This is a genomic window from Leucobacter ruminantium (genome assembly GCF_017565705.1).
Classification (GTDB): Bacteria; Actinomycetota; Actinomycetes; order Actinomycetales; family Microbacteriaceae; genus Leucobacter; species Leucobacter ruminantium.
Map to the genome: position 1 here is coordinate 161,192 of NZ_JAGDYL010000006.1, position 20,597 is coordinate 181,788.

Here is a 20,597-nt window from a genome sequence, read left to right on the forward strand (position 1 = left end):
GCGGCGCTCGGCCGCGCGGTGGCAGCTACTCGCGGCCGAGATCGCGGTGGCGCAGGCTCACGCTGACGCCGGGCAGCCCGGCGAGACGGTCGGCGAGCTCCCGGGCCGAGGCGACGGAGCGGTGCTTGCCGCCCGTACAGCCCACGGCGAGCGATGCGTGGCGCTTGTTCTCGCGCTGGAAGCCTGCGAGAACCGGAGTGAGCGCCGCGACGTAGTGATCGAGGAACTCGGCCGCGCCCTCGCGGCTCAGCACGTAGTCCTTCACCTCGGTGTCCACGCCGGTGAGCGCGCGGAGCTCGGGCTCCCAGAACGGGTTCGGGAGGAAGCGCATGTCGACCATGAGATCGACGTCCGTGGGCGCACCGTACTTGAAGCCGAAGCTCATGACGGAGAGCTGCAGGCCCGGGGTGTCCTCGTCGGAGAAGAGTTCGCGGGTGGCAGTAGACAGATCGTGCACGTTGTAGCGCGAGGTGTCGATGACCACATCGCTCGAGGCCCGCAGCTCCTGCAGGCGGTCGCGCTCGAGCCTGATGCCCTCCAGCAGGCTGCCCGCCTCGGCCTGCAGCGGGTGGGGCCTGCGGACGGACTCGTAGCGCCGCACCAGGATCTCATCGGTCGCGTCGAGGAAGACGACGCGCACCTTCGCGTTCTGGCGCAGCTCGGAGACGGTCTGCTGGATGTCCTCGAAAAGGTCCCGGCCCCTGATGTCGACGACGGCGACGATGCGGGGCAGAGCGCCGCCCGACCTGTCGGCCATGTCGGCGAGAGTCTTCACCATGGCGAGCGGCAGGTTGTCGACCACGTACCAGCCCAGATCCTCGAGCGTGTTGGCGACCGTGCTGCGACCGGCGCCGGACATGCCGGTGACGATGAGGATCTCCTGTGTCGACGTCATGTCGTTCATTCCGATTCCTCCCCGCCGCGCTCCGGTTCCACGCTCTCCTCAAGCTTAGCGGCAGCGGAGTCGTTCGGAGACTGTGAGCGGGCTCCGGCGGCCGGTTCCCGCAGGTGCGCGGCGACCTGTTCGGCGAGTTTCGCGCCGAGCCCGGGCGCGGCGGCGAGTTCCTCGAGCGAAGCGGCCCGCAGCCGGGTCACCGATCCGAAGTGCTTGAGCAGGCCCTGCACCCGCTTCGGGCCGAGTCCCGGGATCTCGGAGAGCCTGCTCGCGATCGCGGTGCTGCGGCGCTGCCGCTGGAAGGTGATCGCGAAGCGGTGCGCCTCGTCCCGGATGCGCTGCACGAGGAACAGCGCCTCGCTCGTCCGCGGCAGGATCACCGGAAAGGGATCGCCGGGCAGCCAGATCTCCTCGAGCCGTTTCGCGATGCCGCACAGGGCCACATCGTCGATTCCGGCCTCGCTCAGCGCGCGCTCGGCGGCGCGCACCTGCGGCTCTCCGCCGTCCACGATGAGCAGCTGCGGCCGGTCGCGGTAGACGCCCGACGGCTGCTCCCCGCTCTCGCGCGAGGCGTTCAGCTGGGCAGCGCGACGGGAGACCACCTGGTGGATCGAATCGGTGTCGTCGCGCGTCTCCTCGATGCGGTATTTGCGGTAGGCGCCCTTCGCGGGAAGGCCGTCCTCGAAGACGACGAGCGAGGCCACGACCCCCGTGCCCTGCAGGTGCGAGACATCGATGCACTCGATGCGCAGCGGCGCCTCCTCCATGCCGAGCGCCTGCTGCAGCTCGGCGAGCGCATCGGTGCGGGCGGTGAGGTCCGCAGCGCGCTTGAGCTTGTGCCTGATGAGGTGCTCCCCCGCGTTCAGCACGGCCCGCTCCATCAGCTGGGCCTTGTCGCCCCGCTCGGGAACGCGCACCCGGACCCTGCCCTGCCGCGGACGCTTCGCGCTGAGCGCCTCCTCGAGTTCGGGGGCGTTCTCGGGCAGCGAAGGAACGAGCACCTCGGGGGGCGGCTCGCGATCGCCCTCGTAGGCGGACTGGATGACCTGTTCGAGCAGCGTGCCGGGCGAATCGTCGAGCTCCACGTCCACGATCCAGCTGCGCTCTCCCCGGATACGTCCACCGCGGATGATGAACTGGTGCGCCGCCGCCGCGAGCTCGTCGGCCCTCAGCCCGAACACGTCCAGGTTCACGTCGAGGCCGAGCACCACGGCGTTCCTCTCCATCACGTGTTCGACGGCTTGGGCCTGATCCCTCAGCCTCGCTGCCTCCTCGTAGCGCTGCTCGGCAGCCGCATCGCGCATGGCGCGCTGCAGCCGGCGCAGATGGCTCCGGTCGCCGCCGTTCAGGAACGCCACGAGTTCGTTCACGCGCTCGCGATGCTCCTCGATCGTGAGCTTCTGCGAGCAGGGACCGCTGCAGCGCCCGATCTGCCCCGCCAGACACGGCCGGCCGCTCTGCACGGCTCGCTTGTAGTCGGCGTCGTTGCAGGTGCGGATCGGGAAGGCCTGCTGCAGCAGCGACGTCGTCTCGCGCAGCGCCCACACTTTCGGATAGGGGCCGAAGTAGCGGGCGCCGCGGATGCGCTCGTTGCGCGTGATGATGAGCCTGGGGGCCTCCTCCCGCAGGGTAACGGCGAGGTATGGGTAGGTCTTGTCGTCTTTGAACTGGACGTTGAACGGCGGCTTGAACTCGGTGATCCAGGTGTGCTCGAGCACGAGCGACTCGGTGTCGGTCGCGACCACGGTCCAGTCGAGCTTCGCCGCGAGGGAGAGCATGGTGCGGGTGCGCGGCATGAGCGAGTGCATCGGCTGGAAGTAGTTCGCGAGACGGGCTCGCAGGTTCTTCGCCTTGCCGATGTAGAGCACCCTGCCGTGCTTGTCGCTGAAACGGTAGACGCCCGGGCTCGTGGGGATCTCGCCCTGCGCCGGGCGGAAGGCGAGACGGTGGTCGTCGGGGCTCACGCCGACGCCTTCTCCGCCTTCGCCTGGCGGCCGTGCAGCACCTCGGCGAGGAACCGTCCGGTATGGCTCTCCGAATGCCGGGCGAGCTGCTCCGGGGTGCCCTCGGCGATGATCGTGCCGCCGCCGGAGCCGCCCTCGGGGCCGAGGTCGATCACCCAGTCGGCGCTGCGGATCACGTCGAGGTTGTGCTCGATCGTGATGACCGTGTTGCCCTTGTCGACGAGGCCGTTCAGCACGAGCAGCAGCTTGCGCACATCCTCGAAGTGCAGACCCGTGGTCGGCTCGTCGAGCACGTAGATGCTGCGTCCGTTCGATCGCTTCTGCAGCTCGGTCGCGAGCTTCACGCGCTGCGCCTCGCCGCCGCTCAGCGTCGTGGCGCTCTGCCCGAGACGCACGTAGCCGAGCCCGACGTCCACGAGCGTCTTCATGTAGCGGTGGATCGAGGAGATCGGCTTGAAGAACTCCTCGGCCTCCGCGATCGGCATCTCGAGCACCTCGGAGATGTTCTTGCCCTTGTAGCGCACCTGCAGCGTCTCGCGGTTGTACCGCTTGCCTCCGCAGGCCTCGCATGCCACGTAGACGTCGGGCAGGAAGTTCATCTCGATCTTCAGCGTGCCGTCACCCGAGCAGGCCTCGCAGCGGCCGCCCTTGACGTTGAAGCTGAAGCGCCCGGGCAGGTAGCCGCGGGTCTTCGCCTCGGGGGTCTCGGCGAAGAGCGTGCGGATCTTGTCGAAGACGCCCGTGTAGGTCGCGGGGTTGGAGCGGGGCGTGCGGCCGATCGGCGCCTGGTCGACGTGCACGACCTTGTCGAGGTGTTCGAGGCCGGTGACTCGGGTGTGCTTGCCCGGCACGAGACGCGCGCCGTTGAGCTGGTTGGCGAGCACCCGGTAGAGGATGTCGTTGACGAGCGTCGACTTGCCCGAACCGCTCACTCCGGTGACCGCCGTCATGACGCCGAGCGGGAACGTCGCGTCGACGTTCTTCAGGTTGTTGGAGCGGGCACCGACGACCTTGAGCTCGCGCTTGCGATCGCGCTTGCGGCGCTTCTTCGGGGTCTCGATGCTGCGCCGGCCGGCGAGATAGTCGCCCGTGATCGAGCGGCGGTTGCCCAGCAACTCGCGGTACTCCCCGGAGTGCACGACCGTGCCGCCTTCGACGCCCGCTCCCGGACCGATGTCGACGATCCAGTCGGCCGCCTCGATCGTCTCCTCGTCGTGCTCGACGACGATCAGCGTATTGCCGAGATCCCTCAGCTTGAGCAGCGTCTCGATGAGGCGGCGGTTGTCTCGCTGATGCAGGCCGATGGACGGTTCGTCGAGCACGTAGAGCACTCCGGTGAGACCCGAGCCGATCTGGGTCGCGAGACGGATGCGCTGCGCCTCGCCGCCCGAGAGCGTGCCGGCCGCGCGCGCGAGGGTGAGATAGCCGAGGCCGACCTCGATGAGGAAGTCGAAGCGCAGCCGGATCTCGCGCAGCACCTGAGCTGCGATCCTGGCCTCGCGCGCGGTGAGCACGACCTCGTCGAAGAAGCGCTTCGCGTCGGTGAGGCTGAACTCGGTGACGCCCGCGATCGACTCGCCCGCGACGGTCACCGCGAGCACCTCGGGCTTCAGTCGCTGGCCGTGGCACACGTGACAGGGCACCTCGCGCAGGAACTCCTGCCAGCGATCGCGCTTCGCGTCGGATTCGGCCTCGGCGTACTGCCGCTCGATGAACGGGATGACACCCTCGAAGCCGCTCGAATACTTCACCTCGCGGCCGAAGCGGTTGCGCCAGCGCACGTTGACCTTGAAGTCGTTGCCGTAGAGCACGGCCTCGCGCACCTCGTCGCTCAGCTCCTGCCACGGCGTATCGAGCGAGAAGTCGAGGTCGGCCGAAAGGCCGACGAGCAGCTTCTCGTAGTACTGGTAGAGGCTCTTGCCCTGGCTCGTCCAGGGCACGATGACACCCTCGGAGATCGAGAGCTCGGGGTCCCCGAGCACCAGATCCTCGTCCACCGACATGCTCGTGCCGAGACCCGAGCAGGCGGGGCAGGCGCCGAATGGCGCGTTGAACGAGAAGGTGCGCGGCTCGATCTCCGTGAGCTGCACCGGGTGCTGGTTCGGGCAGCTCAGGTGCTCGGAGAAGAGCTGCTGCCGATCCTCCGCACCGGCCTCGCGATCCACGAAGTCGATCGTGACGACGCCGCCGGCGAGACGCAGCGCCGTCTCCAGGGAATCGGTGAGACGGCCGAGCATCTCGGGTCCGGCGACGAGCCTGTCGATGACCACCGAGATGTCATGCTTGACCTGCTTCTTCAACTTGGGCGGGTCGCTCAGCTGCACCAGCTCGCCGTCGACGAGCGCGCGCGAGTAGCCGGCGGCCGCGAGATCCTGGAAGAGGTCGACGAACTCGCCCTTCTTCTTGCTCACGACCGGCGCGAGCACCTGGTAGCGGGTGCGCTCGGGGAGCTCCATGAGCCGGTCGGCGATCTGCTGCACGGTCTGCGACTCGATGCGCTCTCCGCAGACGGCGCAGTGGGGCACGCCCACGCGCGCCCAGAGCAGGCGCATGTAGTCGTAGATCTCGGTGATGGTGCCGACGGTGGAACGGGGGTTCCGGTTGGTCGACTTCTGGTCGATCGAGACGGCGGGGCTGAGTCCCTCGATGAAGTCGACGTCGGGACGATCCACCTGCCCGAGGAATTGGCGCGCGTACGCGCTCAGGCTCTCGACGTAGCGCCGCTGCCCCTCGGCGAAGATCGTGTCGAAGGCGAGGCTCGACTTGCCGCTGCCCGAGAGGCCGGTGAACACCACCATGGAATCGCGAGGGATCGCGAGGTCGACGTTCTGCAGATTGTGCACGCGGGCGCCCCGGACGCTGATCTGCGCGTGGGCGGCGGATGAACGGATAGGCGCATTCGAGATCACCGTCTCATTCTAGGCCGTGCCGAGCCTCGAATCGAACATATGTACGAGGGTTTCGCGGAGGGCATAGTTCCGAAAACCAGGCTTTCGAGTATTATTGACACAAGGAGACGAAAGGACCTGGCATGTCGATCGCTCAGCTTCCCCAGAACACCGGCCGGGGCCGTCGTGCCCTCGGCGGTGGTCCCGCGCGCGATCGACTGCGCGCACTCGTCACGCAGCTCGAGGACGACCGCCTCGACGTAGCCGAGGATCTGCTCTCGGAGATCATCGCCCACCAGCACATCGGCACCCGGGGCTTCACCGCCTCCGAACTCACCGCTCTCGAGCGGTTCGGGGTCGACGAAGCGGAGCTGACCGCCCCGACGGCGCTCCCCGCCACTGTGCGCGGGCGGCTCTGGGAACGGGAGTTCGCGGCGCACAGCATCACCGTCGCCGAGGCCGCGGCCAGGCTCGGCGTCACCCCGGCACGGGTCCGCCAGCGCTGCGCGGAGGGCACACTCATCGCGCAGCGCCGCTCCGACGGCTGGCATCTGCCGCTCTTCCAGTTCCCCGACGGCCGCGAACCGCGCGGCTGGGCGGCGGTCGCTCGTGCGATCCCTCGCGGCACGCCGCTGCTCCTCACCGAGCGCGTGCTCACCACCCCGGCCCCCCGCCTGGTGAGCGGCGGCGAGGAACTCGCTCCGTTCGAATGGCTCGCGCAGGGCGGCGATCCCGCGCTCGCCGCCGCCGCCGTCGATGACGCGCTGAACCGGCTGCCGTGAGCGAGCACCTCCCGCCACCCGACGCCGCGCGGTTCCCCGAGCTCGAAGAGGATCCGAGGTGGGTCCGGGAGGTGCCGCCCCGTACCGCGGTCGCGCGCATCTTCCGCGCCTCGGGCCTCCACTCGGGCGAATGGCACGCCTTCCGCACCTTCGGGCCGCTCGATGGCCGCTTCGACCCCCACCCCGAGCCCGTCGGCGAGCACACCGACGCGAGCGTGCTCTACGGCGTGCTCGAGAGCTCCGAGACCCTCGGGCGCGAGGCCGGCGGTGGTGGCGCGGACGGGTCGTTCGCCGCGGCCCTGCTCGAGGTCTTCCAGTCGACCCGCATGATCCGGACGGGGGTCGGCGCTCCGACTCTCGCGGTGTTCGAGACCCGTCGGCCTCTGCGTCTGCTCGATCTCTCCGACAGCGACTGGATCACCGTCGCCGGGGGCAATGCCGCCATCTCGTCGGGCGGTCGTGCTGCGGCTCGCGCCTGGGCGCGGGCCATCGCCCAGCGCTACCCGTCGCTCGACGGCGTCGTCTCGGCGTCCTCCCTCGTGCCGACGGCGCGGGTGGTCGCGCTCTGGAAGCCGGCCGAGAACGCGCTTCCGCAACATCCGTCGGCGCTCATCAGGCTCGACCGCCCGGAGATGGCCGGCGTCATCGACCGCATCGCCGATCGCTACGGCTACGCCGTGCTGTGAGCCGCTTCTGATTCTGCTTCCTGTGTTTGTAGGGTGCACAACAAAGATCGAGCCGCGATTCTGAATCTGGATCGGCCTGCGAGGGCTCTTCGACGTCGGTGGTGCCGGGGAGACTGTAGCCATGTCCTCGATTCCGTTCGCTCCCGGCACCGTGTCGCACGCACGGTTGCAGCGGCTTGCCGCCGATCTGGAAGATGTGGAGCAAGAGCAGCGCGGCTTGGAGGCGCGCAAGGTGGAGCTGCTCGCCGAAGTGGGGCGCCTCGCCGAGCAAGAGCGCGGTCTGCTTCCGTCGGACAGCCGCAGCGCGGAGATGACGCATCGCGCGGCGGCAGCCGAGGTGAGCTTCGTGCTGGGCATCGCGGATCGCAGTGCCGAGCGCCTCATCGAACGGGCCCGGCGCCTGCACGAGCGGTATCCGCGGGTGCAGGCCTCGCTCGCCGCCGGTCGTATCGCCCTCGCGCACGCCGTTGGAATCGTGGAAGCCGGCGACATCCTCGGAACAACCGGAGCGCAGACCCGGGCAGGGGCGGATGCCGGGACGGCCTCTGATTCCGAAGCGGGGGAAGCCGATATCCGGGCCGCGTACGAGGCCGAGGCGCTGGCTGTCGCGGAGGTCGAGACTCCGAACAGGACACGCCGTTTGTCGAAGACGATCGCGGAGAGGCACGCATCCCGCACCCTCGAGCAACGCTTCGAACGCGCCCATGCAGAGCGCAGGGTCTGGGTGACGGAGCTCGGCGACGGCATGGCCGAACTGCACGCCGTGGCCGATGCGGTGTCGGTGCACGCCGCCTACGACCGCCTGAGCAGGCAGGCTCACGAGATACAGCGCACCGACCGGCGAGCGGAACAGGCGGCGGTGGAGTCCGGAGCACCCGGCGTGCCGCAGCCGCGCTCGCTCGACCAGGCCCGCGCAGACCTCGCCCTCGACGTACTGCTGAACGGATCGCCCTCGAACGAGAACGGAGCCATCGGCCTCGGGCGGATCGACGCACGAGTGCAGGTGATCGTACCCGCCGCGGTACTGCTCTCCACCGATTCCCGCGAAACCTCCGGGCACGAGGGTTCCCGGCACGGGAGCTCCGGGCACAGGAACCCCGGCTACGGAGCCGGCGCGGCCGTGCTGGCCGGGTTCGGCCCCATCGACGCGGCCACCGCTCGACGGCTGGCCGCGATCACGACGGGTTGGGACCGCGCGATGTTCGACACGGAAACCGGCGAGTTGCTCAAAGTCGACCGCTATCGCCCTTCCGCCGAGATCATCCGGTTCCTCGAGGTCCGCGACCAGCACTGCAGATTCTGGGGATGTACGGTCCCACCTTTCAGAGCCGACCGCGATCACACCCGTGACGCGGCCCTCGGTGGCGAAACTTCGACCCGCAACCTCTCCGTGCTCTGCAGGCGACACCACATGATGAAGCACCACACCGGGCTCGGCATGACCCAACTAAAAAGAGGCGATATCGAGTGGCGAAGCACGCTCGGAAGGAGGGTTCGGGATCGTCCGGCTTCGCGCGTGATGTTCGAGCCGACCCGTGCTGCGCCGCAAGCCGAGCCGACGGCTCAAGGGAACGCCGCCGCGACGCGCGGGGAGCCCGATGCCGGACTCGGATCCGGAGCAGAACCCGACGTCGGGCCCAGGACTGGAACAGAACTCGACTCCTGCGCAGGACTCGACCCCGGCGTGGGTCTCGGACCCCGCACGAAGCTCGACCCCGGCGCGGAGATCGGGCCCGGCGCGGAGGTCGGGCCCGGCGCGGAGATCGGGCCCGGTGATCCGGAGGTGCCCGAAGCACGACCTCGGGCGGCGTGATGGCAGCGGCGAGGTACGGGGATCCCGCGTCAGCCTCTCCTGCTACTCTCTCCTCCTCTCCTCCCCTTTTCCTTCTCCCGCGCCGTCACCCGGCGTCTACGCTGAGACCATGACGGGTCAGCGGACGCGGAGAGTCGGGCCAGCCTCCGACAAGATCGATTTCAAGAAGCAGCTCGACGTCTACCGCGCCCGCCGTGGCGGGTTCCGCATGGTCGAGGTGCCGCGGCTGCAGTATCTGATGATCGATGGGCACGGCGACCCGAACACCTCTCGGGGTTTCGGGGAGGCGATCGAGTCGCTGTACCCCGTCGCGTACGCGATGAAATTCGCGAGCAAGACGCGACTCGGACGCGACTACGTGGTTCCGCCGCTCGAGGGCCTGTGGTGGGCCGACGACATGGCGGTGTTCACCGAGGCGCGCGACAAGTCGGCGTGGGACTGGACTCTCATGCTCATGGTGCCCGATTGGCTGGGCGACGAGGAGTTCGAGGCGGCGATCGAGCGAGTGCGCGCAAAGGGCGGAACGTCGTTGTTGCCGCGGGTGCGCCTCGATGCGCTCTCCGAGGGTCCCTGCCTGCAGACGCTGCACGTCGGCTCATTCGACGACGAGACCGAGGTGCTCGACCGTCTGCACCACGGGATCATCCCCGAGCGCGGGCTGCGCCTGGCCGGCACGCATCACGAGATCTACCTGAGCGATATCCGTCGGGTCGCGTCGGAGAAGCAGCGCACGATCCTGCGCCAGCCCGTGGCCGACGATCGGGAGAGCTGAGTCGCGCGGAGGGGTCCGTTCCGTTCGAGCCTGTTCTTCGGACCCCCGTAGGCTCGAGCCATGACACTCTCATTCGATTTCATCGCCATCGTGACGGCCGACCTCGGGGCCTCGCTCGACTTCTACCGCGCTCTGGGCGTGGACGTTCCGACCGGGCAGGACGATGCTCCCCACGTCGAGGCGAAGCTGCCGGGCGGCATGACGCTCGCCTGGGATCCCGTCTCGACCATCCGGAGCTTCATGCCCGACTTCGAACTTCCCGAGGGTGGCAACCGCATCGGATTCGCATTCAGAGCCGAGAGCCCGGCCGAGGTCGACCGCGCCTATGCGGACATCGTGGAGAGGTTCGCGACAGCCGCGCACACAGCGCCCTGGGACGCTCCGTGGGGGCAGCGTTACGCGACCGTGCTCGATCCCGACGGCAACTCGATCGATCTCTACGCCCCGCTCACCTCCGACGGTGCTGCTGCCTCCCTCGGCTGAACCGAGGCATCCTTCGGCTGAACCGAGGCATCCTTCGGCTGAACCGAGGCCTCCCTCGGCTGAGCCGAGGCATCCGCCGGCTGAGCAGAGGTATCCCTCGACTGAGCCCCGGCATCCCTCCGCTGAGCCGAATCCGCACCTGTCTGAGCCGAAGCCCCCGCCGCCTGTGCCGGCGCGAACCCGGCGCTCAGAGATGCCCCGCGGCGTCCATCGAGCGCAGTTCGCGTTTGAGTTCCGCGACCTCGTCGCGCAGGCGGGCGGCCAGCTCGAACTTGAGCTCCTCGGCCGCGACGAGCATCTGCTCGGTGAGGTCGGAAATCAGCTCTTCCAGCTTCGCGGCGCCCTCCGAGGCGATCGCGCCGGCACGCGCCGCCGCCTTGCCCTTGGCCCGCTGCGGCGACCCCTTCTTCTGCGCGTGCTGCGAGACACGATGCGACAGCACCTCCTCGGTGTCTGCCGCCTCACGGTTCAGCATCTCCGTGATGTCGCCGATCTTCTTGCGGAGCGGCTGCGGGTCGATGCCGTGCTCGGCGTTGTAGGCCTGCTGGATCTCACGCCTGCGGTTCGTCTCGTCGATCGCCTCGCGCATGGAGCGCGTAATGGTATCGGCGTACATGTGCACCTGACCCGAGACGTTGCGGGCCGCGCGGCCGATGGTCTGGATGAGCGAGGTCGAGGAGCGCAGGAAACCCTCCTTGTCGGCGTCGAGGATCGACACGAGCGACACTTCGGGTAGGTCGAGGCCCTCGCGCAGCAGGTTGATGCCGACCAGCACGTCGTAGACGCCGGCGCGCAGCTCGGTGAGCAGCTCGACGCGGCGCAGCGTGTCGACGTCGGAGTGCAGGTAGCGCACGCGCACGCCCGCCTCCTCCATGAAGGTGGTGAGCTGCTCGGCCATCTTCTTGGTGAGCGTCGTGACGAGCACGCGTTCGTCGCGCTCCGCGCGTGCGCGCACCTCTTCGAGCAGATCGTCGATCTGCCCCTCCGACGGCTTCACCACGATCTCCGGGTCGATGAGGCCGGTGGGTCGGATGATCTGCTCGACGACGCCGTCGGCGAGCTCCATCTCGTAGCTGCCCGGCGTGGCCGAGAGGTAGACCGTCTGACCGACGCGCTCCTTGAACTCCGAGAATTTCAGTGGCCTGTTGTCGAGAGCGCTCGGCAGGCGGAAACCGTGGTCGACGAGCGTGCGCTTGCGCGATGCGTCTCCCTCGTACATGGCGCCGATCTGCGGCACCGTCACGTGCGACTCGTCGATCACGACAAGGAAGTCGTCGGGGAAGTAGTCGAGCAGGCAGTGCGGCGCCTCACCCGGGGCCCGGCCGTCGATGTGCCGCGAGTAGTTCTCGATGCCCGAGCAGAAGCCGATCTGCTCCATCATCTCGAGGTCGAAGGTTGTGCGCATGCGCAGACGCTGCTCCTCGACGAGCTTGTTCTGCTGCTTCAGCTCGCGCAGACGCTCGTCGAGCTCGTCCTGGATCGTGCCCATCGCACGGTTCATCACGTTGCGGCTCGCCACGTAGTGGGAGCCGGGGAACACCGACACGGTCTCGACCTGCTTGATCACGTCGCCGGTGACCGGGTGCAGGTAGTAGAGAGCCTCGATCTCGTCGCCGAAGAACTCGATGCGGATCGCGAGCTCCTCGTACATGGGGATGATCTCGACCGTGTCGCCGCGCACGCGGAAGTTGCCGCGCACGAACTCGATGTCGTTGCGCTGGTACTGCATGTCGACGAAGCGCCGCAGCAGCACGTCCCGGTCGAGGCGGTCCCCCACCGCGAGCGGCACCATGGCCTCGTAGTACTCCTCGGGCTTGCCGAGGCCGTAGATGCACGAGACGGTGGAGACGACGACCACGTCGCGCCGCGACAGCAGCGCGTTGGTGGTGGAGTGACGCAGGCGCTCGACCTCGGCGTTGATCGACGAGTCCTTCTCGATGAAGGTGTCGGTCTGGGGCACGTAGGCCTCGGGCTGGTAGTAGTCGTAGTAGCTGACGAAGTACTCGACGGCGTTGTTGGGCAGCAGCTGTCTGAACTCGCTCGCGAGCTGCGCGGCGAGGGTCTTGTTGTGCGCCAGGATCAGCGTCGGCCGCTGCACCTGCTCGATGAGCCAGGCCGTGGTCGCCGACTTGCCCGTGCCCGTCGCGCCGAGCAGCACGATGTCGGTCTCGCCCGCGTTGATCCGCTTCGCGAGCTCCTCGATCGCCTGCGGCTGATCACCGCTCGGCTCGTATTCTGAGACGACCTCGAAGGGACGGACGGAGCGTGTGGGTTCCATGGTCACGAGGGTACTCCGACCCTCTGACAAACGCGCCCGGATCAGCCCTGGGCGGACACCGGGGAGTGGCCGTCTCGCACCTCGCCCAGATAGTTACATTTTGTAATTAAGTGGTAATGTAATAATCATGGACACCACCCTGCTCGACCGCCTCCTCGCCATCGGTGCACTGTTCCAGACCGACATGCAGCGCGCATTCGCCGGGACCTCGCTCACTGAAAGCAGAGTCCACGCGCTCTGGGTGCTGCAGCACTCCGGACCCGCGACGCAGCAGTGCCTCGCGGAAGCGCTGCGGGTCACTCCTCGCAGCATCTCCGCCCTCGTCGACGCGCTCGAATCGGCGGGCTACGCGAAGCGCCTCCCCCACCCCGACGATCGACGAGCGGTGCTCGTCGCCCTCACCCCCTCCGCCGAACGGATGATGACCCGCATGCAGGAGGATCACCGACACCTCTCCGATCGCCTGCTCTCCGCCGTCGACGCCGAGGATCGGGCAGCCTTCGAACGAGGAGTCGACGCGGTGCTCCGCGCACTGACCGAACTCGTCGCCGAGGAGCAGGTGCGCTATGGCGACCGTTGACCTCACCGCGTTCCGCGACCTCGCCGTCCGCGCCCTGCGGGTGGAGCTGCGCATCTACGAGAGCCTGTGGCGCGCCGCCGCACGCCGGCCGAAGATCGCACCCGGCGCGCGCGGATTCCGCTACCACCGCCCTGTGCTCACGATCCTCATCATCTTCATGGTGCTCTCGGCGCTCGAGATCCCCATTCTCGACCTGATCGTGCACCGCTGGCCCGTGGTGCGCATCGCCGTGCTCCTGCTCGGCATCTGGGGCCTGACCTGGATGATCGGCCTGCTGTGCGCCTATCTCACTCGACCGCACACCGTCGGGCCCAAGGGCATCCGGGTGCGGGAGGGGCTCGAACTCGACATTCCCGTGCCGTGGGAGGACTTCGCCTCGATCCGACGACTGACGGTCACGGAGGAGAGCATCGACCCCACCAGCACCGACAAGCCCGGGCGGGTCTTCGAGCACGAGGGAAGGCGGGTCTGCGCGATCTGGGTGGGCGGCGAGACGAACTTGGAGATCGAGTTCGAACGACCCGTGCGCATCCGGCTACCGGGGCGGCTCCCCAAGGGCGGCGAGCACGAGGTGGCCGCACTGCGCCTCCACGCCGATGAACCGCGGGCTCTCATGGACGCGGTGGAGGAACAGCTCGCGAAGCTGAACGCGCGCCTCGCCGAGTGACACCGGACGTCAACTACCCGAGCAGATGACAAGCACACTTGACACACGGTGAAAGTCGAGGCGATACTTGCCGCGGGGCGAGTAAAGGAGACTTTCCATGACGCGTACGGGGCGCACGGGGCGCGCGAAAGATCCCGGTAGCTCGAAACGCCTCCTCGCCCCGCGCGATCTCTCGGCCCTCCTCGCGCTCTCGGCCATGAGCGGCCGAGACATGCTGCGCCACCGTCTCACCGGCTTCGCCGCCCTGTTCATGTTCGCGTGGATGATCGCGCTCTACGTCGTCATGTCGCTGATGACCGGCGGCTGGTCGCTCACGGACGAGGCATCGCAGGCGAGGGATCCACTGCGGTCGGCTCTCCCCGGTGTGCTCCTGACCGGCATCGCCGCGATCGCATTCATGGGGACCACCGTGCCCATCGTCGCCATGCGGGAGCGCGGCATGCTGCGCCTGCTCGGGACGACGCCGCTGCGCCGCCCGGTCTTCCTCGCCGCGCAGTTGCCCGTCAGGCTGATCCTCGTCGCGGTCGAGACGGCCGTCGCCGTCGGCATCGCGGAGCTGCGAGGCTTCACCGAGGACCTCGACCCGCTGCGTCTGGCCGTGACGCTCGTGCTCGGCACAGCGATGTGCTTCGCCTTCGCGTTCCTGTTCGCGGCGCGCGCGAGCAGCTCCGAGGCCGCCCATCATGCGACGACCTTCCTGTGCGTCGCACTGCTCTTCGCGTCCGGCGGCATCGTGCCGATCGCGACGCTCCCCGACCCGCTCCTCACCGCTGCCCATACGCTGCCTCCCGTCTGGTTCGCCACCGCCCTCGGTGCGGATCTGACCGGCGCCGCGTCACCGCTGCTCCCGCTGCCGCTGCTGTGGCTGATGATGGCGGTGACGACAGGGGCCATAGGGATCGCTGCCACCCGCCGATTCAGGTGGGATCAGACGGAACACACACCAGCACCAGCACCAGCACGAACGGAGCCTCGCCCATGAGCATCGACGACCCCAGGTACACTCAACGCGAGCGCCGGGCGGGGCGCCGATACACGCGGGAGTTCGGCGCGGCCATCGTCCTGTGGCTCGCGCTCTTCCTCGGCCTCCCGGCGCTCTGGCCGGTCGAACCGGGCGGCGGCCCGGCCCTGCTGCAGGCGCTGCTCCCGGTGCTGCCGCTGCTGTGGGCGGCGGTCGCGATCGCTCGCCACGTCGCGAGCACCGACGAGATGCAGCGGCAACTGCTCTTCCGCAGCTTCGGGTTCGGCTTCGCCGCGGCATCGCTCGCCGCGGTCGTGCTGACGATGCTCTGGGGCCAGGGATTCCGCCCTCCCGTGCCGACGATGTGGACCTTCCTCGCAGGCATGGTCGGCTGGTCGCTGGCGCTCGCGGTCTCATTCGGAAGGCGCTGACCGTGCGGAACGACATCCGGGCCATGCGCACGGCGTGCGGCTGGTCGCAGGCCGCGCTCGCCGAGCTGCTCGGCGTCTCACGGCAGACGGTGAACGCGCTCGAGACGGGGCGCTACGATCCCTCGCTGCCCCTCGCCTTCCGCATCGCGCGCCTCTTCGAGGTGCCCATCGAGCAGGTGTTCTTCGCCGACGCCGACGACGCGCCGCCCAGCGGGGGCCGCTGATGGCTCGCGCTCGCACGTCGGCCGAGCTCGACCGCGGAATAGTCGTGGAGGGTCTGTCGGCGGGATACGGCGATCACGAGGTGCTCGCGGGCCTCGACCTCTCGATCTCCCCCGGAGAGCTCTTCGGCCTGCTCGGCCCGAACGGGGCAGGCAAGACCACGCTGGCCGAGACGATCGCCGGGTTGCGTCGCCCGCGCTTCGGCACCGTGCGGGTAGCGGGCCTCGATCCCTCGCGGGCGCGCGAGGAGATCACGTCCGTTCTCGCGGTGCAGCCGCAGGCTTCCGCACTGTTCCCGACCCTGACCGCTCGCGAGACGCTCGCGCTCTTCGCCTCGTTCCACACCGACCCCGTGCGCCCCGACGAGGTGCTGCGGACCGTGGGCCTCGCGGGCGCGGCGGCGACCCGAGTCGGACGGCTCTCGGTCGGGCAGCGGCAGCGGCTGCTCATCGGCGTCGCACTCGTGGGGCGGCCGCGCGTGCTCGTGCTCGACGAGCCCTCGGCCGCGCTCGATCCCGCGGGCCGGCGCGAGCTCAGGGGTCTCATCCGTTCCCTGCGGGACGAGGGATCCACGGTTCTGCTCACCACGCACCACCTCGATGAGGCCGCCGAGCTGTGCGACCGCATCGGCGTCCTGAGCGAGGGACGGCTCGTCGCGCTCGGCTCCCCCGACGAGCTCACCCGACGGTTCTCGGGCCTGGCCGAGGTCGTGTTCTCGATTCCCGACGAGGTCGGGGCGAGGGATCGGCTGGCCGCGGCGCTCGGCGGGGAGCGGCCCGCGTCCCCGACTGCACCGGCCGCCCCGGCTCCCCCGCTCATCGCCGCTCCTCCGCGGATCGAGCCGATCGGCGATCGGCTCGTCGTGAGGGTGAGCTGCGCGGACCCCGACGCCGTGCTCCGCGCCGTGACCTTCGCGCGCGGCCTCCGGGCCTCCGGTCTCACGGCGCGCCGGGGAACGCTCGAAGAAGCCTATCTGCGGCTGACCGGAGCGCCCCGTTCCGGGGGCTGAGTGCTTCAGCGAGGGACCCCTATCGCTCCGAGACCCGCCCCGCGATCCCGGCGATGGATGCGAGCACCAGCGGCCGCACCGCCCACAACGCGACACCCGCGACCACGAGACCGCCCGCGAACCACCAGAACCCCACCCACGACACCCCGGGCGTGCCCGCGAACATGTGATTCAGGTTCTTCAACGCACCCGTCGCGAACACCAGGAACACATGCACCACCACGAACCCCACGAAGAACAGCATCGTCGGATAGTGGAGCGCCCGCGCCACCGGCGCCGGATACACCCGGTTCAGTTTCTCCGCGCCCTGCGGCCACCACTCACTCATCCGCACCCCGCTGATCGCCGCGAGCGGCGCCGCGATGAACACGACCGTGAAGTACATCAGCTGCTGCAGACTGTTGTAGTTCACCCACCCATCCTCGACCGGCCACTCCAACGTCAGATACTGCAACCCCGCACTGAGCGCGTTCGGGAACACCTCGAGGCTCGTCGGCACGATCCGCACCCAGTGCCCCGACACGAACAACAGCACCACGAACATCACCCCGTTGACCAGCCACAGCACATCCAGCAAGGTGTGCAGCCACAGATACAGGGACACCTTCTTCCCGCCCCGCTTCGGGGTGTAGAACGCATCCGGCTTCCGCTGACGCCGCACCAAGAGACCCGTGCGCACGATGAGCACCATGAAGAAGAAGTTCAGGAAATGACTCCACCGCGCCCACGCGGGGAACCCATCCTCGACGAACTCGGGCAGGTGGTACTCCCCCGGATACCGGGCCAGGAACCCCGGCACCCCCGGCAACGTCGTCACCCCGCGCGCGACCAGCACGATGATCCCCGCCGCGACCACCGCACCCCCGCCGAACAGCAGCACGACCCGCACCCACCGGGCCAGCGACCGCGAACCCAGCACGAGCGGAGCGCGCCGCGGGCGGGCCTGCACGGCCGGGGCCGCCCGTGTGATGGGGCTCGGAACCTCGGACGCGGAAGCGGGCTCGGGTTTGAGCTCATCTGGTTCGGAGACTGCACTCATCGGGACAACGACCGGGTTCTCCACGGCCGAGGGCTCGGCCCCCGCCGACACCTCCGGTAGACGCGCGGGGGCGAGCGCGAAACCGACCGGCGGCCACGGCTCTCCGCCCGGCACCCGCGGCAGCCCCCGCCGCAATGGCGTCCCACTCGCAGCGGTGAGCCTCACCGCGGCGGTCTCAGCAGCAGAGACGGCAGCAGCGGCGACGGAAGCCAGGACGGCAACGGAGGAGCCCCTCGTCTGCTCGGCAGCCACGACGGTCTCCGTCACGACAGTCCTGTCCGCGATGCCGCCCCCGTCAGCGACACGCGAGGCCCCCATCGGCCACGGCTCTCCGCCAGGCACCCGCGGCAGACCCCGCCTGACGGAGTGTCCGTACGTCGCCATCGCGCTACCGCCCCCGGCCTTCGAGCGCCGCGATCAGCTGCGGCACAACCTGGAACACGTCTCCGACGACGCCGAAATCGGCGATCTCGAAGATCGGGGCATCCGCGTCCTTGTTGATCGCGACGACCGTCTTGGCGGTCTGCATACCCGCCCGGTGCTGGATCGCACCCGAGATCCCGAGCGCCACGTACAGTTGCGGCGACACCGCAACCCCCGTCTGGCCGACCTGGAACGACTGCGGCACCCACCCCGCGTCCACGGCGGCGCGAGACGCCCCCACCGCCGCTCCCAGCGCGTCGGCGAGCTGCTCGACGAGCGCGAACCCCTCCTGCGAACCGAGCCCGCGGCCGCCCGAGACGACCCGCTCGGCACCGCGCAGCTCCGGTCGCGACGACACCGCGGCCACCGGCTCGAACGACTCGACACTGGCAGCCGGTCTCCCCGAGGCCTCGACCCGCAGCGACTCGACGACGGGTGCGCGAGACTCGGCCCGCAGCTGCACCGCGCCCTCGCGCACCGTGACCACGATGAGGCCGAGCGTCGCGGCCGATACGACCGTGTAGCTCCCGCCGTACACGGAGTGCCGCACCGCGATCCCCTCGGCGTCGCGCTCGATCCCTATCGCATCGACGGCGATGACAGCGCGAGCCCGCGCGGCATAGCGGCCCGCGATATCGCGGCCGTTCACCGAGTGCGGCAGCAGCACCGCGTCCGGCTGCACGCGCTCGACCGCGGCCGCGACGGCGTCCACCGCCGGAGTTCCCAGCAGCGAGGGATCAGTCTCGGCCGTCAGCACACAGGCCGCGCCGAGGCCCGCTGCCGCGGCGGCCGCCTCCTCGAGATCGCCCACCGCCGCACTCCCGGCTCCGGCACCGGTCCCAGCTCCGGCTCCGATGACCAGCGCCACGGGGGTGCCGACCGCCGAAGCGGCTCCGAGCAGGCCGGCCGCACTCGCACCGAGCGCTCCCCCGGACTGCGCCTCCAGCACGACCAGAATCGCATCGTCGGCGTACTCGCCGCTCATCTCGCTCATCGTTCCGCTCCTCATGCCTCAGGCCTCACACCAACCGGTTCTCGATCAGGAAGTCCGCGAGTTGCTCGCCGGCATCGCCCGCGTCCACGATCCTCAGGCCCGCGGCCCGGGGCGGCCTCTCGGCGATGGACAGCATGATCGATCTCGGCACCGAGAGGTCACCTGCATCAACGCCGAGGTCCTCCGGAGAGAGCACTTCGACAGGCTTCTTCTTCGCCGCGAGAATGCCCTTGAAGTTCGGGAAGCGCGCCGCGGGCAGCGCCTCCGTCACGGAGACCACCGCGGGCAGCGGGGCCGTCAGCTTCTGCACGCCGCCCTCGACCGGCCTCACGCCCGAGACCGCGTCGGCGGTGATTCTCAGCTCGGACAGCCCGCTCAGCAGCGGCATCTCCAGCAGCTCGGCCAGCATGGCCGGAACCACTCCGCCGGCGCCGTCGGTCGAGGCGTTCCCGGCGAGCACGAGGTCCGCCCCCGATCTGCGTACAGCGGCGGCGAGCACCTCAGCGGTGAGTCCCGCGTCGGCGCCCGAGAGCGCATCACCCACGACTTGCACGCCCGAGTCGGCTCCGACGGCCAGCACCTTCCGCAGGGTGGAGGCAGCGCCCGCCGGCGCCATCATCACGACCGTCACCTCCACGCCCCCGGCCGAATCGCCCCCGGCCGAATCACCCCCGGCCGAATCGCTCTCGGCCGAATCCGCATAGGCCAGCGCCGCCTCGAGCGCTCGCTCGCAGATCTCATCGGGCACTGCCTCCGAGGCCGCTCGCGCGGCGAGCCCGGTCTCGAGGTCCAGCACCCGATCACCGTAGGTGTCGGGGACCTCCTTCATCAGAACGATGATCCGCATCGTTGCTCCTTCGCGGAATTCCTGGGGGTACGGGGGCTACAGGGATCAGCGGTGCCCGAAGTCGGGCGAGCGCTTGTCGCGGAAGGCGCGCATGCCCTCCGTCTGGTCATCGAGCGCGAAGGTCGCCGTGAACGCCTGCTTCTCGAAGCGCAGCCCCTCGGCGAGCACGGTCTCCTCCGCGGCCTGCAGTGCCTCCTTCGCGGCGTAGACCACGGGCAGCGACATCGAGGCGATGGTCTCGGCCGTCGCCGCGGCCTCCGCGAGCAACTCGTCGGCGGGGACGACGCGCGAGACGAGCCCGGCCCGTTCGGCCTCCTCCGCGTCCATCGTGCGCCCGGTGAGCACGAGCTCGGCCGCCTTGTACCTGCCGACCGCGCGCGGCAGCCGCTGCGTGCCGCCCATGCCGGGAATCACGCCGAGCTTGATCTCGGGCTGCCCGAACCGGGCCGTGTCGGCCGCGAGGATGATGTCGCACATCATCGCGAGCTCGCAGCCCCCGCCCAGCGCGAAGCCCGCGACCGCGGCGACCACCGGTGTGCGCAGCCGCGAGAACTCCGACCACTCCGCGAACGGATCATCGAGGTACATGTCGACGTAGTCGCGCTCGGCCATCTCCTTGATATCGGCGCCCGCCGCGAAGGCCTTTGCCGAACCCGTGATCACGATGGCGCCGATGTCGGGGTCGGCGTCGTAGGCCCTGCCCGCCGAGACGATCTCGCGCATCAGTTGCCGGTTCAGCGCGTTGAGCGCCTCGGGACGATTCAGGGTGATGTGGCCGACCCGGCCTCGGGTCTCGGTCAGGATCAGTTCGTATTCCGACATCGTGTCGCCTTTCTTGTTGGTACGGCTCGGCCGGTCGGCCG

Annotated in this window: 19 protein-coding genes; 11 read left to right on the plus strand and 8 right to left on the minus strand. The window is 69.3% G+C overall.

Going from position 1 to position 20,597, the window contains the following annotated elements; translation table 11 throughout:
* Positions 1–25 precede the first annotated feature (25 nt).
* The 3 genes from rapZ to uvrA are packed head-to-tail and all read right to left on the minus strand — an operon-like array spanning position 26 to position 5,768.
* The gene (rapZ, locus tag J4H91_RS05315; RefSeq protein WP_208045218.1) at positions 26–904 is read right to left on the minus strand and encodes an RNase adapter RapZ; all 879 of its coding nucleotides are present in this window, start codon (positions 902–904) and stop codon (positions 26–28) included.
* Positions 901–2,859 (minus strand): excinuclease ABC subunit UvrC, encoded by a 1,959-nt coding sequence (uvrC, locus tag J4H91_RS05320; protein ID WP_208045219.1) that lies wholly within the window; start codon positions 2,857–2,859, stop codon positions 901–903. The genes rapZ and uvrC overlap by 4 nt, the downstream gene beginning before the upstream one ends.
* Positions 2,856–5,768: an excinuclease ABC subunit UvrA gene (gene uvrA / locus J4H91_RS05325; RefSeq protein WP_424960827.1), complete on the minus strand. Its 2,913-nt coding sequence runs from the start codon at positions 5,766–5,768 to the stop codon at positions 2,856–2,858. The genes uvrC and uvrA overlap by 4 nt, the downstream gene beginning before the upstream one ends.
* Positions 5,769–5,890: 122 nt before the next feature.
* Between uvrA and J4H91_RS05330 the strand changes: the two genes are divergently transcribed.
* The 5 genes from J4H91_RS05330 to J4H91_RS05350 all read left to right on the plus strand — a co-directional run bounded on the left by J4H91_RS05330 (position 5,891) and on the right by J4H91_RS05350 (position 10,283).
* A complete protein-coding gene (locus J4H91_RS05330) occupies positions 5,891–6,529 on the plus strand; it encodes a hypothetical protein (protein ID WP_208045220.1) in 639 nt (212 codons plus the stop codon).
* Positions 6,526–7,215, plus strand: coding sequence for a hypothetical protein (locus J4H91_RS05335; protein WP_208045221.1), 690 nt, complete (start codon positions 6,526–6,528; stop codon positions 7,213–7,215). The genes J4H91_RS05330 and J4H91_RS05335 overlap by 4 nt, the downstream gene beginning before the upstream one ends.
* A 121-nt stretch (positions 7,216–7,336) precedes the next feature.
* Positions 7,337–9,028, plus strand: a complete 1,692-nt coding sequence (locus J4H91_RS05340) for an HNH endonuclease signature motif containing protein (protein WP_208045222.1) — start codon at positions 7,337–7,339, stop codon at positions 9,026–9,028.
* Between the two features lie 109 nt (positions 9,029–9,137).
* Positions 9,138–9,800, plus strand: a complete 663-nt coding sequence (locus J4H91_RS05345; protein WP_208045223.1) for a GyrI-like domain-containing protein — start codon at positions 9,138–9,140, stop codon at positions 9,798–9,800.
* A gap of 60 nt (positions 9,801–9,860) precedes the next feature.
* Positions 9,861–10,283: a VOC family protein gene (locus tag J4H91_RS05350; protein ID WP_208045224.1), complete on the plus strand. Its 423-nt coding sequence runs from the start codon at positions 9,861–9,863 to the stop codon at positions 10,281–10,283.
* 187 nt (positions 10,284–10,470) lie between these two features.
* Here the strand turns inward: J4H91_RS05350 and uvrB are convergent, their stop codons facing one another.
* A complete protein-coding gene (uvrB, locus tag J4H91_RS05355; protein WP_208045225.1) occupies positions 10,471–12,561 on the minus strand; it encodes an excinuclease ABC subunit UvrB in 2,091 nt (696 codons plus the stop codon).
* A 127-nt stretch (positions 12,562–12,688) separates the two neighbouring features.
* Here uvrB and J4H91_RS05360 point away from each other — a divergent pair, with 127 nt between their 5' ends.
* The 6 genes from J4H91_RS05360 (at position 12,689) to J4H91_RS05385 (ending at position 16,431) form a co-directional block, all read left to right on the plus strand.
* On the plus strand, positions 12,689–13,141 hold the full coding sequence (locus J4H91_RS05360) for a MarR family winged helix-turn-helix transcriptional regulator (protein WP_208045226.1): 453 nt from the start codon (positions 12,689–12,691) through the stop codon (positions 13,139–13,141).
* Positions 13,128–13,808, plus strand: coding sequence for a hypothetical protein (locus tag J4H91_RS05365; protein ID WP_208045227.1), 681 nt, complete (start codon positions 13,128–13,130; stop codon positions 13,806–13,808). The genes J4H91_RS05360 and J4H91_RS05365 overlap by 14 nt, the downstream gene beginning before the upstream one ends.
* Before the next feature lie 97 nt (positions 13,809–13,905).
* Positions 13,906–14,790: an ABC transporter permease gene (locus J4H91_RS05370; protein WP_208045228.1), complete on the plus strand. Its 885-nt coding sequence runs from the start codon at positions 13,906–13,908 to the stop codon at positions 14,788–14,790.
* Positions 14,787–15,200 (plus strand): hypothetical protein, encoded by a 414-nt coding sequence (locus tag J4H91_RS05375; RefSeq protein WP_208045229.1) that lies wholly within the window; start codon positions 14,787–14,789, stop codon positions 15,198–15,200. Before J4H91_RS05370 ends, J4H91_RS05375 begins: the two co-directional genes overlap by 4 nt.
* A gap of 2 nt (positions 15,201–15,202) precedes the next feature.
* Positions 15,203–15,424, plus strand: a complete 222-nt coding sequence (locus J4H91_RS05380) for a helix-turn-helix domain-containing protein (RefSeq protein WP_208045230.1) — start codon at positions 15,203–15,205, stop codon at positions 15,422–15,424.
* On the plus strand, positions 15,424–16,431 hold the full coding sequence (locus J4H91_RS05385) for an ABC transporter ATP-binding protein (RefSeq protein ID WP_208045231.1): 1,008 nt from the start codon (positions 15,424–15,426) through the stop codon (positions 16,429–16,431). Before J4H91_RS05380 ends, J4H91_RS05385 begins: the two co-directional genes overlap by 1 nt.
* 19 nt (positions 16,432–16,450) lie before the next feature.
* On the opposite strand, the gene J4H91_RS05390 is transcribed toward J4H91_RS05385, so the two are convergent.
* From J4H91_RS05390 to J4H91_RS05405, 4 genes are read right to left on the minus strand one after another with little or no spacing between them, the layout of a single operon-like run.
* A complete protein-coding gene (locus tag J4H91_RS05390) occupies positions 16,451–17,854 on the minus strand; it encodes a cytochrome b/b6 domain-containing protein (RefSeq protein ID WP_208045232.1) in 1,404 nt (467 codons plus the stop codon).
* A 4-nt stretch (positions 17,855–17,858) separates the two neighbouring features.
* Positions 17,859–18,878 carry an electron transfer flavoprotein subunit alpha/FixB family protein gene (locus J4H91_RS05395; protein WP_208045291.1) on the minus strand — a complete coding sequence of 340 codons (1,020 nt, stop codon included), beginning with the start codon at positions 18,876–18,878 and terminating at the stop codon, positions 17,859–17,861.
* 34 nt (positions 18,879–18,912) lie between these two features.
* On the minus strand, positions 18,913–19,734 hold the full coding sequence (locus tag J4H91_RS05400) for an electron transfer flavoprotein subunit beta/FixA family protein (RefSeq protein WP_208045233.1): 822 nt from the start codon (positions 19,732–19,734) through the stop codon (positions 18,913–18,915).
* Positions 19,735–19,779: 45 nt separating this feature from the next.
* Complete coding sequence (locus J4H91_RS05405) at positions 19,780–20,556, minus strand: enoyl-CoA hydratase (RefSeq protein ID WP_208045234.1); 777 nt, start codon at positions 20,554–20,556, stop codon at positions 19,780–19,782.
* Positions 20,557–20,597: the final 41 nt, after the last annotated feature.